Source organism: Rhodococcus sp. 5A-K4 (assembly GCF_046097995.1).
Lineage (GTDB): Bacteria > Actinomycetota > Actinomycetes > Mycobacteriales > Mycobacteriaceae > Rhodococcus_F > Rhodococcus_F erythropolis.
Genome location: NZ_JBJURM010000007.1, coordinates 36,849 through 52,467 on the forward strand (window position 1 = coordinate 36,849; position 15,619 = coordinate 52,467).

At 62.4% G+C, this 15,619-nt stretch carries 13 protein-coding genes; 6 read left to right on the top strand and 7 right to left on the bottom strand.

Going from position 1 to position 15,619, the window contains the following annotated elements; genetic code table 11:
• Positions 1–22 precede the first annotated feature (22 nt).
• A complete protein-coding gene (locus ACKAMS_RS11475; protein ID WP_020908152.1) occupies positions 23–583 on the bottom strand; it encodes a hypothetical protein in 561 nt (186 codons plus the stop codon).
• A 233-nt stretch (positions 584–816) separates the two neighbouring features.
• Between ACKAMS_RS11475 and aceE the strand changes: the two genes are divergently transcribed.
• The 6 genes from aceE to ACKAMS_RS11505 all read left to right on the top strand — a co-directional run bounded on the left by aceE (position 817) and on the right by ACKAMS_RS11505 (position 9,296).
• On the top strand, positions 817–3,672 hold the full coding sequence (gene aceE, locus ACKAMS_RS11480) for a pyruvate dehydrogenase (acetyl-transferring), homodimeric type (RefSeq protein ID WP_007735476.1): 2,856 nt from the start codon (positions 817–819) through the stop codon (positions 3,670–3,672).
• A gap of 99 nt (positions 3,673–3,771) precedes the next feature.
• A complete protein-coding gene (locus tag ACKAMS_RS11485) occupies positions 3,772–5,100 on the top strand; it encodes a CdaR family transcriptional regulator (RefSeq protein ID WP_019748966.1) in 1,329 nt (442 codons plus the stop codon).
• A gap of 127 nt (positions 5,101–5,227) precedes the next feature.
• The gene (locus ACKAMS_RS11490; RefSeq protein ID WP_020908154.1) at positions 5,228–6,136 is read left to right on the top strand and encodes an ACP S-malonyltransferase; all 909 of its coding nucleotides are present in this window, start codon (positions 5,228–5,230) and stop codon (positions 6,134–6,136) included.
• Between the two features lie 84 nt (positions 6,137–6,220).
• Entirely contained in the window at positions 6,221–6,496 is a 276-nt protein-coding gene (gene acpM, locus ACKAMS_RS11495; protein ID WP_003941649.1) for a meromycolate extension acyl carrier protein AcpM, read from the top strand.
• A gap of 7 nt (positions 6,497–6,503) precedes the next feature.
• Positions 6,504–7,754, top strand: a complete 1,251-nt coding sequence (locus tag ACKAMS_RS11500; RefSeq protein WP_003941591.1) for a KasA/KasB family beta-ketoacyl-ACP synthase — start codon at positions 6,504–6,506, stop codon at positions 7,752–7,754.
• Between the two features lie 108 nt (positions 7,755–7,862).
• Entirely contained in the window at positions 7,863–9,296 is a 1,434-nt protein-coding gene (locus tag ACKAMS_RS11505; RefSeq protein WP_166502393.1) for an acyl-CoA carboxylase subunit beta, read from the top strand.
• 110 nt (positions 9,297–9,406) lie between these two features.
• On the opposite strand, the gene ACKAMS_RS11510 is transcribed toward ACKAMS_RS11505, so the two are convergent.
• From ACKAMS_RS11510 to ACKAMS_RS11535, 6 genes are all read right to left on the bottom strand, one after another.
• Complete coding sequence (locus tag ACKAMS_RS11510; RefSeq protein WP_003941617.1) at positions 9,407–9,916, bottom strand: DUF3145 domain-containing protein; 510 nt, start codon at positions 9,914–9,916, stop codon at positions 9,407–9,409.
• A gap of 128 nt (positions 9,917–10,044) precedes the next feature.
• Positions 10,045–10,884, bottom strand: coding sequence for a serine hydrolase domain-containing protein (locus ACKAMS_RS11515; protein WP_408989056.1), 840 nt, complete (start codon positions 10,882–10,884; stop codon positions 10,045–10,047).
• 36 nt (positions 10,885–10,920) lie between these two features.
• Positions 10,921–12,048, bottom strand: a complete 1,128-nt coding sequence (locus tag ACKAMS_RS11520) for an NDMA-dependent alcohol dehydrogenase (protein WP_019748970.1) — start codon at positions 12,046–12,048, stop codon at positions 10,921–10,923.
• 310 nt (positions 12,049–12,358) lie between these two features.
• Positions 12,359–13,669, bottom strand: a complete 1,311-nt coding sequence (locus ACKAMS_RS11525; protein WP_408989057.1) for a DUF222 domain-containing protein — start codon at positions 13,667–13,669, stop codon at positions 12,359–12,361.
• A 64-nt stretch (positions 13,670–13,733) separates the two neighbouring features.
• Positions 13,734–14,408 (bottom strand): response regulator transcription factor, encoded by a 675-nt coding sequence (locus ACKAMS_RS11530; protein ID WP_019748972.1) that lies wholly within the window; start codon positions 14,406–14,408, stop codon positions 13,734–13,736.
• Positions 14,405–15,607 (bottom strand): sensor histidine kinase, encoded by a 1,203-nt coding sequence (locus ACKAMS_RS11535; protein ID WP_019748973.1) that lies wholly within the window; start codon positions 15,605–15,607, stop codon positions 14,405–14,407. The genes ACKAMS_RS11530 and ACKAMS_RS11535 overlap by 4 nt, the downstream gene beginning before the upstream one ends.
• Positions 15,608–15,619: the final 12 nt, after the last annotated feature.

Here is a 15,619-nt window from a genome sequence, read left to right on the forward strand (position 1 = left end):
TACGCCTGCGGATTACCGCAGGTCACAGGGATCCACATTCATCGAAGATCGACTTGCGAATCGAATTGCTCGTATCGCTGATCGAATTGATTTCATCCGCCGAATGATCACTCTCGATCACGACTGCAGATGAACGTAGGTTCGCGGCCAATTCGTCGAACAGTCCGGAAAGTTGCGCCGGAAGTTCACTCGCGACCGAGTCGAACCACGAGGCGGTGTCCCTGGCCGACGAAGCAGCAGCGCTTGCTTCGGCTCTCAGGTCGGTCTCACCATGATTTCCGGCGTCGACGTAGGCATTGAACGCGACCACGTCGTTTTTCGATCGAGAGACCGCTTCCTCACAGATCGCGAAAGCTGCCTCTGCCGCATCTGCCGCCGCTTTCGACGAGGACGCGGCGGCCATCGAAACACTCACCTCGGATTGGTATGCAGCCACGTGCGCTTCATTGGGTACTGCCGATCCGGTCACCGCCGCCGAACATCCCACGATCACCGACAGTCCCACTGCGATCGATCCGACCGAGACCCACGCCCCGACCCTGCCGTAATTGATTTCTTTGTTTATTTTTTCCCACCCCTTCATACGTTCCGATCGATCCCCCAAGCCTGTGACTACGGGGAACCATCACACCCCTGCGTCACGCCGAAAAACGCTACCCGAGAGTAACCAGAGGCGAGGTGTGCCGGACCGACCGGGATGGTGAAAGATGAGGTACGCGCCATATTCACGATGGAAGTGCGTCGGACCTAACAAGGCCTCGATCACCTATGTAAGGACGCCCCACCACGCGTCCCCAAACCAATGAGGAGCACACGTTGTCTGACCTGATCCAGGGTCCCGCGTCCGGGCAGAACGCCGATTCCGGCGCCGCCGGCGAGTCGGGTTCGCCCGCGTCGAACACGCCGGGGGGAACCGACGGTCGCGTTCGCGTCATTCGCGAAGGTGTTGCGTCGTACCTGCCGGACATCGATCCGGACGAGACCACCGAATGGCTCGAATCATTCGACGGACTTCTGGATCGATCCGGACCCACGCGTGCCCGCTACCTCATGCTCCGCATGCTCGAACGCGCCGGTGAGAAGCACGTCGCACTCCCCGCGCTCACCTCGACCGACTACGTCAACACGATTCCGACCGAAAACGAGCCGTGGTTCCCCGGCGACGAAGAGGTCGAGCGCCGCTATCGCGCCTGGATCCGTTGGAACGCCGCGATCATGGTCCACCGCGCGCAGCGACCGGGCGTCGGCGTCGGCGGTCACATCTCCACCTACGCTTCCTCGGCAGCCTTGTACGAGGTCGGCTTCAACCACTTCTTCCGCGGCAAGGACCACCCGGGCGGTGGCGACCACATCTTCATCCAGGGTCACGCCTCCCCCGGCATCTACGCACGCGCCTTCCTGGAGGGCCGCATCCCCGCGGAACAGCTCGACGGATTCCGCCAGGAGAAGTCCCACGCCGACTTCGGCGGCGCACTGCCGTCCTACCCGCACCCGCGGCTGCTTCCCGACTTCTGGGAGTTCCCGACGGTCTCGATGGGCCTCGGTCCGATGAACGCCATCTACCAGGCCCGGTTCAACCACTACCTCAACGACCGCGGCATCAAGGACACCACCGATCAGCACGTGTGGGCGTTCCTCGGCGACGGCGAGATGGACGAGCCCGAATCACGCGGCCTCGCTCACGTCGCGGCAACCGAAGGCCTCGACAACCTCACGTTCGTCGTGAACTGCAACCTCCAACGCCTCGACGGCCCGGTCCGCGGCAACGGAAAGATCATCCAGGAACTGGAATCGTTCTTCCGCGGTGCCGGCTGGAACGTCATCAAGGTGGTCTGGGGTCGCGAGTGGGATGCGCTGCTGCACGCCGATCGCGACGGCGCACTGGTCAACCTGATGAACGTGACGCCGGACGGTGACTACCAGACGTACAAGGCCAACGACGGCGCGTTCGTGCGCGATCACTTCTTCGGACGTGACCCCCGCACCAAGGAACTGGTCAAGGACCTCACAGACCAGGAAATCTGGAACCTCAAGCGCGGTGGCCACGACTACCGCAAGGTCCACGCCGCCTACGCAGCGGCCATGGCACACAAGGGCCAGCCGACGGTCATCCTGGCGCACACCATCAAGGGCTACACCCTCGGTAAGCACTTCGAGGGCCGCAACGCCACACACCAGATGAAGAAGCTGACGCTGGACGATCTCAAGGCGTTCCGCGACATGCAGCACATCCCGATCTCGGATGCCGAGCTCGAAAAGGATCCGTACCTGCCTCCGTACTACCACCCGGGCGCGGACGCTCCCGAGATCAAGTACATGCTCGACCGTCGCAAAGCACTCGGAGGGTTCCTGCCTTCCCGCAACACCGACGCTGCTCCGCTCAAGCTCCCCGAGGACAAGACGTACGACGTCATCCGCAAGGGCTCGGGCAAGCAGGAAGTCGCCACCACCATGGCGATCGTGCGCATCCTCAAGGAACTGTTGCGCGACAAGGAGATCGGCAAGCGGATCGTGCCGATCATTCCGGACGAGGCCCGTACGTTCGGTATGGACTCGTGGTTCCCGTCGCTGAAGATCTACAACCGCAACGGACAGCTCTACACCTCCGTCGACGCCGAACTCATGCTCGCCTACAAGGAGAGCCCGATCGGCCAGATCCTGCACGAGGGCATCAACGAGGCCGGTTCGACGGCATCGTTCACCGCAGTCGGCACGTCCTACGCCACCCACGGTGAACCGATGATTCCGCTGTACATCTTCTACTCGATGTTCGGTTTCCAGCGCACCGGCGACGGCCTGTGGGCGGCCGCCGACCAGATGGCTCGCGGATTCGTTCTCGGCGCGACCGCCGGTCGTACCACTCTGACCGGTGAAGGTCTCCAGCACGCCGACGGACACTCGCTGCTCCTGGCATCGACCAACCCGGCCGCTGTCACGTACGACGCCGCGTTCTCGTACGAGTTGGCGCACATCGTCAAGGACGGCTTGCGCCGCATGTACGGCGGCACCGAGGGCGTCGACGGTTTCGGTGGCGAGAACATCTTCTACTACCTGACCATCTACAACGAGCCGTACGTTCAGCCGGCCGAGCCCGAAGGTCTCGACGTCGAGGGCTTGCTCAAGGGCATCTACCTCTACAAGACGTCCGAAGCAGCCGGCCCGAAGGCACAGATCCTCGTCTCCGGTGTCGCGATGCCCGAGGGTCTGCGTGCGCAGAAGCTGCTCGCCGACGAATGGGGCGTCTCGGCCGACGTCTGGTCGGTCACGTCCTGGGGTGAGCTGCGCCGCGAAGGCGTCGAATGCGAACGTCAAGCGCTGCTCAATCCGTCCGAGGATGCTCCGGTTCCTTTCGTCACCACGGCGTTGTCCTCGGCCCAAGGCCCTGTCGTCGCGGCTTCGGACTGGATGCGGGCGGTCTCGGATCAGATCCGTCAGTGGGTTCCCGGCGACTACACCACGCTCGGCACGGACGGGTTCGGGTTCTCCGACACACGCACTGCAGCGCGTCGCTACTTCAACGTCGATGCCGAGTCCATCGTCGTTGCCGTGCTGATCGGTTTGGCGAAGGAAGGATCGATCGAGCGGTCGAAGGCCGTCGAAGCAGCGAGCCGATACCGCATCGACGACGTGAATGCTGCTCCCGAGCAGACCGGGGACACCGGTAGCGCCTAAGTCGTAGGGCAACAGTCCCAGCGATCGAAAACAGACCTACGCCCATCGCCGCGGGTGTCATCTCGACATCCGCTGCGGCGATGGGCGTAGGTTTTTCTCATGCCCGAACCTGATCCCGAGAAACCCGAAGAGGGCGTACGCCGCACTCGACCACAGTCGTCCGGGTTGCAGGCTGTACTCGCCCGCCGTCGTCAGGTTCGCGATCCACTTCCAGAAGCCTTGCTCCGCCGCGTCAAACAGTTCTCCGGTCGGCTCTCCACCGAGGCCGTGACCGTGATGGAGGAGCAGCTTCCGTTCTTCGACAGTCTCGACGCTTCGCAACGTGCCGACGTTCAACTCTTGGTGCAGACGTCGGTGGTGAATTTCCTGGAATGGCTGCGGCAACTCGACTCGGAGATCAGCTTCGGATACGAGTCGTTTCCGGTCATCCCTCAGGATCTTGCTCGACAGCTCACGCTGCGCCAGACCGTCGACATGGTCCGGGTGGCGATGGAGTTCTTCGAGAAATGGCTGCCCGCTCTCGCCCGCAACGATCAGCAGCTGATCGCGCTGACAGAAGCCGTCCTGCGCTACGGGCGTGAACTCGGTTTCGCAGCAGCGACGGTGTACGCAAGCGCCGCCGAGTCGCGAGGCGCCCTGGACACGCGGCTGGAAGCGCTCGTCGTCGACGCCGTCGTGCAGGGAGACACCGGATCGGACATGCTCTCCCGCGCAGCCACCTTGAACTGGGACGCCACCGCTCCGGCCACCGTCATCGTCGGGTCTCCCCCGCCGGACGAGCGGGTCTCGGTTGCCGGCACCGTCCACGCCACTGCCGCCGCGCACGGGCGCGCTGTTCTCGCCGTGGTGCAGGGTCCGCGACTGGTGATGATCGTCAGCGGCGAGCTGAGCAGTAAGACGGAAGGCAGCCAATTCCTTCAAGACCTGCTCATGAGTTTCGCCGACGAGCCGGTGGTGATCGGCCCGACAACGCCCTCGTTGAGCGCAGCACACTTCAGTGCGTCCGAAGCTCTCGCGGGAATCAAGGCCGTCGCCGGGTGGCGCGGCGCACCTCGTCCCGTTTTCGCGACTGAACTGCTCCCGGAACGGGCACTACTGGGAGACGACGCTGCCGTAAAGGCTCTTCGCGATTTCCTGGTCGCACCTTTAGCGGAATCCGGCACAGTCTTGACCGATACTTTAGACAGTTATCTCGACTGTGGAGGTGCGGTTGAGACTTGTGCACGTCTTCTGTTTGTTCATCCAAATACCGTTCGGTACCGCTTGAAGCGAATCGCGGAAGTTACCGGCCGGGATCCTACGAATCCACGCGACGCATACGTACTACGGATCGCCGCTACCGTGGGCCGATTGACACAAATCGATCTCAAATCGAACAATTCGGTTACTTCAGTCACATCTTTAACATCCGGACAAACAAACCTGTAACCCCCGAGCGTCCAATTTCGATGGCCGGGCGCGACGTGGGATTTTGTGGGAACCCTACAAAACACTTCGCCAGAGTTCATCGCGACCGACATCTCGCAGGTCACTCGCGGCGGTGTTCTCTTAATAAGTGATTTCGTTGCTCGCCCCGGGACAGGGCTCTCAGACACCCGGCATGCTCAGCCCATGGCTGGCACTGCCCGGAGCGCAAGACCGCCTCGAAGTGTGGTCGAAGGCGGCTGGCCTTGACCTCGTCCGACTCGGCACGACCGCGACTGCAGAAGAAATCACCGACACCTCGGTAACCCAGCCCCTCGTCGTTGCCGCTGCTCTGCTGGCGTACGAGGAAATCGAATCACGTGGGCTCCTCGGCGCCGACGTCATCGCTGCCGGCCATTCAGTGGGTGAACTTGCCGCTGCTGCGGTCGCCGGTGTTATTTCCGCTGACGACGCGGTCGCGCTTGCCGCCCTCCGCGGCGCCGAGATGGCCAAGGCTTGTGCGCTCGAGCCCACCGGCATGTCAGCCGTTCTCGGTGGCGACGAAGCCGAAGTGCTCGCACGACTCGAAGAACTCGGGTTGGAAGCGGCCAACCGCAATGCGGCCGGCCAGATCGTGGCTGCCGGACTGCTCACCGCGCTCGAAGAACTCGCAGCAAACGCACCCGAAAAGGCCCGAGTCCGCGCACTGCCCGTCGCCGGCGCTTTCCACACCCGCTTCATGGCACCTGCACAGGACGCCGTCGCAGCTGCTGCCGCCAAGATCACCCCGTCCGATCCGACGCGCACGCTGCTTTCCAACTCGGATGGCGCACCCGTCTCCTCGGGCGCCGACGCCCTCACCAAACTTGCCGCGCAGGTAACCCGCCCCGTTCGTTGGGACCTCTGCTCCGCGTCGTTGCGGACAGCAGAAGTCAGCGCGATCGTGGAACTCCCGCCGGCCGGAACCCTCGTCGGAATTGCCAAGCGCGAAATGCGTGGCACACCGACGGTGGCCCTCAAGAACCCGGAGGATATCTCCGCACTGTCCGAGCTGACCTAGCTCGGACGCCCACCCGGCCGATCAGCCCGAACGGCGGCCGGACGTTTCACCCCACCTCAATCGATCAAGAAGGGAGCCACACCAGTGGCCCACACTCAGGAAGAAATCATCGCGGAACTCGGCCAGATCGTGGAGGAGGTCACCGGTATCGAGCCTTCCGAGGTCACCGTTGACAAGTCCTTCGTGGACGACCTCGATATCGACTCCCTGTCCATGGTCGAGATCGCTGTTCAGACCGAAGACAAGTACGGCGTGAAGGTCCCCGACGAGGATCTCGCAGGCCTGCGCACCGTCGGCGACATCGTCGCGTACATCCAGAAGCTCGAAGCCGAAGGCGCCGAAGCCAAGAACGCAGAGTGAGCCGACCGTGACTTCCGCTTCTACCCGCAAAGGGAAATTCCCCGACATCGTCGTCACGAGCCTCGCGACGTCGACCTCGGTGGCTGGTGATGTGGATGGCACGTGGAAGGCGCTACTCGCCGGCGAAAGCGGCATCGGAATCCTCGATGACCCGTTCATCGACGAGTTCGACCTTCCCATTCGCATCGGCGGGCACCTGAAGGTTTCACCAGACGAGGGCTTGTCCCGCGTCGAAATTCGACGGATGAGCTGGGTGGAACGCCTTGCCCTCACGTTGAGTCGCACGGTCTGGAGCAACGCCGGCAGCCCCGAAGTCGATCAGGACCGCCTCGCGGTTGTCATCGGCACCGGACTCGGCGGCGGAGACACGCTCATCGACGCCGTCGACAAGCTCCGTGGCGGCGGATACCGCAAGGTGTCCCCGTTCTCGGTGCAGATGGTCATGCCCAACGGACCGGCCGCAACAGTCGGGCTCGAACTCGGGGCCCGCGGCGGCGTCATCACCCCGGTGTCGGCATGTTCGTCAGGTTCCGAGGCAATTGCTCACGCTCACCGCATGCTTGTCATGGGTGACGCGGACATGGTTGTGGCTGGTGGAGTCGAGAGCTTCATCGACGCGGTTCCGATCGCGAGCTTCGCCATGATGCGTGCAATGAGCACCAACAACGACAATCCGGCCGCAGCTTCACGTCCTTTCGACAAGGACCGCGACGGATTCGTCTTCGGCGAAGCCGGCGCACTGATGATCCTCGAAACCGAGGAACACGCAAAGGCACGCGGGGCCACCATTCATGCCCGCCTGCTCGGTTCCGGAATCACTTCGGACGGGTACCACATCGTGGCACCGCATCCGGAAGGCCTGGGCGCGGCGCGAGCCATGACCCGAGCAATCGAGATGGCCGGACTGACGAAGTCCGACATCAAGCACATCAACGCCCACGCCACTGCGACGCCGATCGGTGACATCGCAGAGGCAAAGGCAATCAACGCAGCGGTCGGCAATCACGCTGCGGTGTACGGCCCGAAATCCGCGCTGGGACACTCGATCGGCGCTGTCGGCGCCCTCGAATCAGTCCTCACGGTTCTGGCGGTGCGTGACGGGATCATCCCGCCCACGCTCAATGTTGACAGCCAGGATCCAGAAATCGATCTCGATGTCGTCAAGGGTGAACCCCGAACCGGCTCTTTCGATTTCGCACTGAACAACTCGTTCGGTTTCGGTGGGCACAATGTCGCGCTCGCCTTCGGTCGGGCCTAGCCCGAACCGCGGTTTGCACCTGTCCGCGGGTGTCGTTGCAACACAACGTCACCCGCGGACAACACCGACCTTTCGTTCCACCCAAGGCTCGTACTGAAGGAGGACGCGATGACCATCCTGGCCCCCGTGACAAAGTCCGAATCATCGACAGACCCGCGCGATCCTCTTGCGCGCCTGGAAAATCTGTTCGACCCCGGCACAACATTGCCGCTCCACGCCCGTGACAAGTCCGGCGTGCTCGCTGCGTCCGGAAACATCGACGGCGTCCGCACCATCGCATACTGCTCCGATGCCACCGTCATGGGCGGCGCAATGGGCGTCGACGGTTGCAAACACCTCGTCAAAGCCATCGATACCGCCATCGAGGAAGAGTCCCCCATCGTGGGTCTCTGGCACTCCGGTGGCGCGCGTCTGGCTGAAGGCGTCGAAGCACTCCACGCAGTCGGACTGGTCTTCGAGGCCATGGTCCGTGCGTCGGGTCTCATACCTCAAATTTCCGTCGTGCTCGGCTTTGCCGCTGGTGGAGCCGCGTACGGTCCAGCCCTCACCGATGTCGTGATCATGGCGCCGGAAGGCCGAGTGTTCGTCACCGGCCCAGACGTAGTTCGCAGTGTCACCGGTGAACAGGTCGACATGGTGTCACTCGGCGGTCCGGACACACACACCAAGAAGTCGGGTGTCGCGCACATCGCCGCACACGACGAGGCCGACGCATTGCACCGCGCACGACGCCTGGTCTCGATGATGTGCGAGCAGGGCGAATTCGATCAGCGGGCAGCGGAACTCGGCGACAGCGATCTGCGCGCCATGATGCCTGCGTCCGCAAAACGTGCATACGACGTTCGTCCCATCGTTCACGAAATGCTCGACAACGTCGAAGGCGAGTCGAGCTTCGAAGAACTGCAAGGCAATTACGCGCGGAGCATCGTCACCGGTTTCGGCCGGATGGCCGGACGCACGGTTGGCGTCATCGCGAACAACCCACTGCGACTCGGGGGGTGCCTGAACTCCGAAAGTGCAGAGAAGGCCGCTCGATTCGTGCGACTGTGCAACGCATTCGGCGTGCCGCTCGTAGTCGTCGTCGATGTTCCCGGGTATCTGCCTGGCGTGTCGATGGAGTGGGAAGGCGTGGTTCGGCGCGGCGCGAAGTTACTTCACGCCTTCGCCGAGGCGACTGTCCCCCGCGTCACCGTTGTCACTCGAAAGATCTACGGCGGCGCATACATCGCAATGAACTCGCGAGCACTGGGAGCCACGGCCGTTTTCGCTTGGCCCAACTCCGAAGTGGCCGTGATGGGCGCGAAGGCTGCTGTCGGCATCCTGCACAAGCGGGCTCTCGCTGCGGCACCGGACGACGAGCGTGAAGCATTGCACGACCGTCTCGCTGCCGAACACGAGGCGATCGCAGGCGGCGTCGACCGCGCTGTCGAAATCGGCGTCGTCGATGAGGAAATCGACCCGGCGAAGACTCGCAGCATCGTCACCGCTGCGCTCGCGTCTGCACCATCTGTCCGTGCGCGCCACAAGAACATTCCGCTCTGACAACCCTGGACAGCAAGGTGGGCCTCGCCGATACGGCGGGGCCCACCTTTGTCATTCAAGTCTTTGTCGTTCAATCCGCGAGAGCACTCAGGGTTCAGGATGGACCTCGGTCAACTGACACGCCTACGCAGCCATGTCACTTCGGCGCCTTCGCCCGAACTCCGGAAGGGCTCGAGTTCCTCGTCCCACGGTGCGCCTATCGCCCGATCGATCTCCGCGGCGATGTCTCCACCGGAATTCATGATGGACCGCAGTTTCATCTCCCCAACAACGACATCACCGTTCGCACTGGTGGATCCGCGCCACAAGCCCAGACCGGGCACATGGCTGTACCGTTCGCCGTCGACGCCGTGGCTCGGGTCCTCGGTGACCTCGAAGCGCAACATCGGCCACGCCCGTAGCGAATCGACCAGGCGGGCACAGGTTCCGACGGGACCTGTCCAGTCCGTCGTCGCACGCAGAAGTCCGTCGTAGGCAGGCTGTGAGGTCCATCTGAGCTTGGCAGGGCTGTCCAACGTGGCGGACAAAGCCCAATCCACGTGCGGGCACAGCGCCGCGGGCGACGAGTGGATGTAAACCACACCAGTCGTCACGTCCGCGAATTGATTCATTTCGCGCACTCGAGCCTCCTGCTTCGACGAGGGACGTCTTCCCCAACGACCTCTGTCGAGTTCGTGCAGCACGCTCGATTGAACAGTGTGCCTTGTGTTACCCGTGTTGCGCCAGTGGAAGGAGAGAAATTTGTGCTCTATCGCGAAACTTCACCGACCACGCCATCTGACAATTCGGTCCACAAAGGCTTGGCCCAATCACCGAAGTCGCGATCGGTAAGCACGACGCACGCAGTATCGATCGTGGGATCGACCCACAGGAACGTCCCGGACTGGCCGAAATGACCGAAAGTTGCGGCCGAGTTCGCGAGACCTGTCCAATGCGGACGCTTGTCGCCGCGAATTTCGAATCCGAGTCCCCAGTCGTTGGGGCGCTGAGAGCCGTAACCCGGAAGAATTCCGTTGAGCCTCGGGAACTGCACGGTTGTCGCCTCTGCGAACGTCTGCGTCGAGATCAGGGTCGGCGAGAGCAGTTCAGCCGCGAACTTGGCCAAGTCGTCTGCCGATGCCTGTGCACCGTGACCGGCAGGACCGACAAGAGTCGCGCTGGTCATCCCCAACGGCGCGAACACCGCCTCGGCAAGATAGTCGGCAAACTCGATCTCGGTCTCCCGGGAAACCAACTCGGCAAGCACCTCGAATCCCGCACTCGAGTAGATCCGCTTCGACGCCACCGGCGCCTGAACAACACGTTCGGCGAATGCCAACCCGGAAGCATGTGCGAGGAGATGACGAACGGTCGACCCCTCAGGCCCGGCCGGCCCATCCAACTCGACCGCCCCTTCCTCCACCGCCACCAGAATCGCGTAGGCGCACAACAGTTTTGTCACCGAAGCCAGGGGGAAAACATGCGACTGGTCGCCGCTGAAACCACGAATGCGGTCGCCCTCACCCGGATTATTCCCGGAGAGGACGACCGCTGCCGCATTGTCGACCGGCCACTGCTGGATTACGTCGAGACTGTGAGTACTGGGCACCCGATCAGACTACTGGCACAAGAGTTGCGCTTTCGATCACCAGTCAGCTTCGGTGTAGCGGATGACGCCGCGGATGTTCTTGCCATCCAACATGTCCTGGTACCCGTCGTTCACGCCTTCGAGCGTGTAGGTCCGAGTGACCATGTCGTCAAGGTTCAGCTTGCCTGCCTTGTACATCGCGAGGAGGTTAGGCACGTCCTGGCGAGCGTTGCCACCGCCGAAAATGTTGCCCTGAAGGTCCTTCTGAAGCATCGACATCAGGAACAGGTTCAGCTTCACATCCATGTCCGTCAGGTGCCCCATTGCAGTGACAACGCAACGACCAGCCTTTGCCGTCAGAATCATGGCTTCTTCGACGTACTCACCCTTCATTTCGCCGACGGTGATGATCGTCTTCTGCGCCATGCGTCCGTACGTGGCGTCGATGATCGGCTGAATGGCAGCGGCAGCGCTTTCGAAAGCGTGCGTTGCGCCGAACTTCAGAGCCTGCTCACGCTTCCACGGCACGGGGTCGATGGCAAAGATGTACCGAGCGCCCGATGCAACCGCACCCTGTAGCGCACTGATACCGACGCCGCCGACGCCCATGATCACAACGTCTTCGCCGGGCTTCACATCGGCGATGTGGGTTGCCGATCCCCAACCGGTCGGGACGCCGCAACCGACGAGTGCGGCAACCTCGAACGGAATGTCCTTGTCGATCTTCACCACTGACGACTGGTTCACGACCATGTAGGGCGAGAACGTCCCTAGCAGGCACATCGGGATCACGTTTTCGCCGCGAGCCTGGATCCGGTACGTGCCGTCGCTGATGGCTTGGCCGCTGAGGAGGCCCATCCCGAGGTCACAAAGATTCTGATGCCCGGCCGAACACGCCGGACAGGTTCCACAAGCCGGAATGAAGGACAGAACGACGTGGTCGCCGACCTCCAGTCCCTTGACCTCAGGGCCGAGCTTGGTGATGACGCCCGAACCCTCGTGCCCGCCCATGACCGGGAACGACGGCATCGGGGTCGCGCCGGTGACGATGTGGTGATCGGAGTGGCACATTCCGGCCGCTTCCATGCGAATTTGAACTTCGCCGGCTACCGGCTCGCCGATCTCGATCTCCTCGACGGACCACTTCTCATTGAGGCCCCACAGGATTGCACCCTTGGTCTTCACGTCACTTCACCCTTTCATTCGCACACCCGCATCTATCTCTGTGACCATAGCCACAAATCCACGAAATTGGAACGTGTTCTAACGAAAGATTTTGAACTGCAGGTCAGACGTCCAAATGACCTGGCACAACCGGCTCGGCGACGACGAAAGAATGACCCACTGAGTGGGACAGGCCACACGGGCACCCAAAAGTAGAGCCACCCCCAAAGCACGCACCCATTCGACTCCACCTCCCACCAATCGGTCGGACACAGAGCAGCGGGTCCGAGACAGGCCTGGCCATGTTCTGGTGCGTGTGAGGTTTAACCCCTCAGGTTTTGAAGGTGGTGTTGGCCGGTCGCGGGTGCTGCTGCGGGTCGATCGAGGGCGGTGGGATGAACCACGGTTTCTTGTCGACCCCGATCCGGATCACCCACTTCCCGACGAACCCGGCTTTCCGGTGCATCAACCGGTGATGCGAACGGCACAGCAGGACAAGGTTGCTCATCACCGTCGGGCCACCGTTCGCCCAGTGCCGAATATGGTGCGCATCCGTCCACGCCGGAACACACGCACAACCCGGGAACGCGCACCCCTTGTCCCGGGCGATCAACGCCACGCGCTGTTCGGCGGAGACCAACCGTTTCCCGGGTCTCGCATCCAACGGCGCCCCGTGATCGTCGAGCAGGACAGTGGAGAGGAAACAATCACAACCGAGGAGTCTGCTCTGCGACACCGACAGTGGCCCCAGCCAGGGCATGTGCCCGACATCGAGATCCGACACAGCCACAGCCACTCCACCACCAGGAGCAGCGGATGTTGCGGCGCAGTTCCGGTGCTCCGCCAGATCACGGGCGTTGATGTGAACATTCACGTGCGGCCGCTGCCCACCGTCCGTACCGGTCTTCGCGCAGTCCAAATACCGGCGGATCAGTTCGGTGAACCCATCCGCAGTCCGCTTCGCCGCCGACCGAGAATCCGGGGTTCCATCCGGTGCCGGCGTCGGCATCGTCAGATTCGACAACGCCGACAACAACATTTCCCCGGTGAGAGCATCGAAATCACCGCGCACCACCACCCGACCATTCAACGTCGACGCGATCCGCAACTCGTTACGATCCACATCCTCGGCGGGCGGAATGTCATCCGATTCGAACACTCGCTCCAAAGTCGCGATAACACTCCGCACCTTCGTCGTCGTCGCCTCCACCCCCGACGCAGCAGCCAACAACAAATCGACACAGCGAGGGAGCGCCTCCTCCGGCATGCCCTTCGGCGGTGACTCGCAGAACGCCACGATCAACACCGCGTGCTCGAAGGAGCAGTCCCCGACATCGAACCGGGCAGCCACCGCGGGAAACGGCCGCAGCGCCGCACCCAGGGCGGCGATCTTCTTCCCGTCCCGAACCTGCAGCATCGTATTCGCCGCCAACCAGCAACCCACCCCGCGGCTGGCGATCACCTGATCATCGGGCCGCAACGACAACTCGTCCACCACCGCCACACGAACAGCCTCGAGACGAAGAATCTCCGCACTCGCCTCGATAGCAGCGGTACGTAACTCCGCAGCAGACAACCGCCACAGACGTCCGCGCAACCCCACCGCAGAACCCGAAACCACGTCCGACAGATAGACACTCATTGAATCCCCCGATCCCCACCCAAAACAATACTCGAACACCCGTTCGAGTCAAGAGTTTCTCGAGTCAATCCACCGAGCGTCCCGGAATCACCACACCGCATTGATAGGCGAGAACCACCAGTTGCGCGCGGTCGCGGACATCCAGTTTTGTCATCGCCCGGTTCACATGGGTTTTTGCCGTGACCGCGCTGATCACCAATTCCGCGGCGATTTCGTCGTTGGACATCCCGAGGGCAACGAGGGTTACTACTTCGAGTTCGCGTGGTGTCAATTGACCGAAAATCCCGGAAGTCGAGTCGGCCCGCGACGGAGTGGAAAGGAATCGAGAAATCAACGCACTGGTCGCAATCGGCGACAACAAAGAGTTCCCACCTGCGACCGTCCGAACAGCATCAAGTAGATCCTCCGCTCGGATTCCTTTGCCGATGAAGCCGCTCGCTCCCGCCCGGATCGCCTGTGCCACATGTTCATCCACTTCGAAGGTCGTCAGGATCAGTACGTGTACGTCGGACAAATCCGGATGATCGGCGATCATGGCGGTCGCTTCGACTCCGCTGGTGCCCGGCATGCGAATGTCCATCAGTACAACGTCGGGTCGGTGCTCGAGCGCCGCCTGGAATGCCTGCTCTCCGTCTGCCGCCTCGGCGACCACCTCCATGTCGTCTTCCGAACCGATCAGCAGCGCAAGCGTTTGACGGAAGAGCGCCTGATCGTCTGCCACTACCACCCGAATACTCACGACTCCTCACGCTCCGAACCGCTGGAGACCGAGACCAGCGGCAGTTGGGCGTCCACACGAAATCCCCCGTCCGCGCGGAATCCTGCTGAGACCTCGCCTCCCATTGCCTGTGCCCTCTCCTTCATTCCCAGCAGTCCGTACCCGGGCGGTGACGTCGAAGGCACTGCCGTTCCGGAGTTTTCGACCGACAGCACCAGAACCTCGGCTTCGTACGACAACGACACGGTGACGGCCCCTGGCAACGCATGCTTGCTCGCATTCACGAGTGCTTCCTGGATAATTCGGTACGCCGTGAGGTCTACTGCTGGCCCGAGAGGGCGCAACGAACCCACTGCGCGCACTTCGATTTCCATTCCCGCACTGACGAATTGATCCACCAGTGCCGGTAGATCCGAAAGCCCCGGTGCCGGTTTCATCGAGCGATCACCGTCCTGAGCGTCACGGAGAACTCCGACCGTGGCCCGAATTTCATCGAGTGCCGCCTTGGACGTTTCCTCCACTCCGCGTAGTGCAGTCGTCGCCTTCTCCGGGTCTTTCCCGATTAAGTGCGACGCGACCCCGACTTGCAGGTTGACCAAGGCAATGTGGTGCGCGACAACGTCGTGCAAGTCTCGCGCAATCCGCATCCTTTCTTCGACGACGCGGTGTCGGGCCTCGTCCTCGCGCATTCTTTCCGCTTGCACCGCGCGCGCCTCGACGGACTCCAGATAGGCTCGGCGAGAACGGACCTCGGCGCCGGCGAAACTTGCCATCAGCAACCAGGCCAACAACCCCAGTGCCTCCTGCAGGAGATTGTTCCCCACTCCCAGGAAGATCGTGACGAGCATCAGCGAGCTGACTGTGCTCGCCGCTGCGAAGAAGGTCCTCCGGCGGTCACTCGTGCTGGCAACGTAGTAGAGGCACACCATCGCCGCGGAACCTGTGCCGGCATTCGGCGGCGCTGACAGTGCAATCATCAATACGCCGAGAAGTACTGCCACCGCCAGCGCCGAGAACGGGTAACGCCTCCGGAATACGATGGTTGCCGCTGCGATCGCTGTTACAAGGACTCCCACAACTGTTACTTCGCGGGTGTCATTGCCATCGAGCGCGATGCGGTGCGCCGTCCACGTGGCAAGGAGCACGAGGATCGTCAGTGCCAGATCGATGGTGCGCGGGTGTTCCGCACACCATCGACCCCACGTCGATGTCGAAGTCATCGATCTACCGTA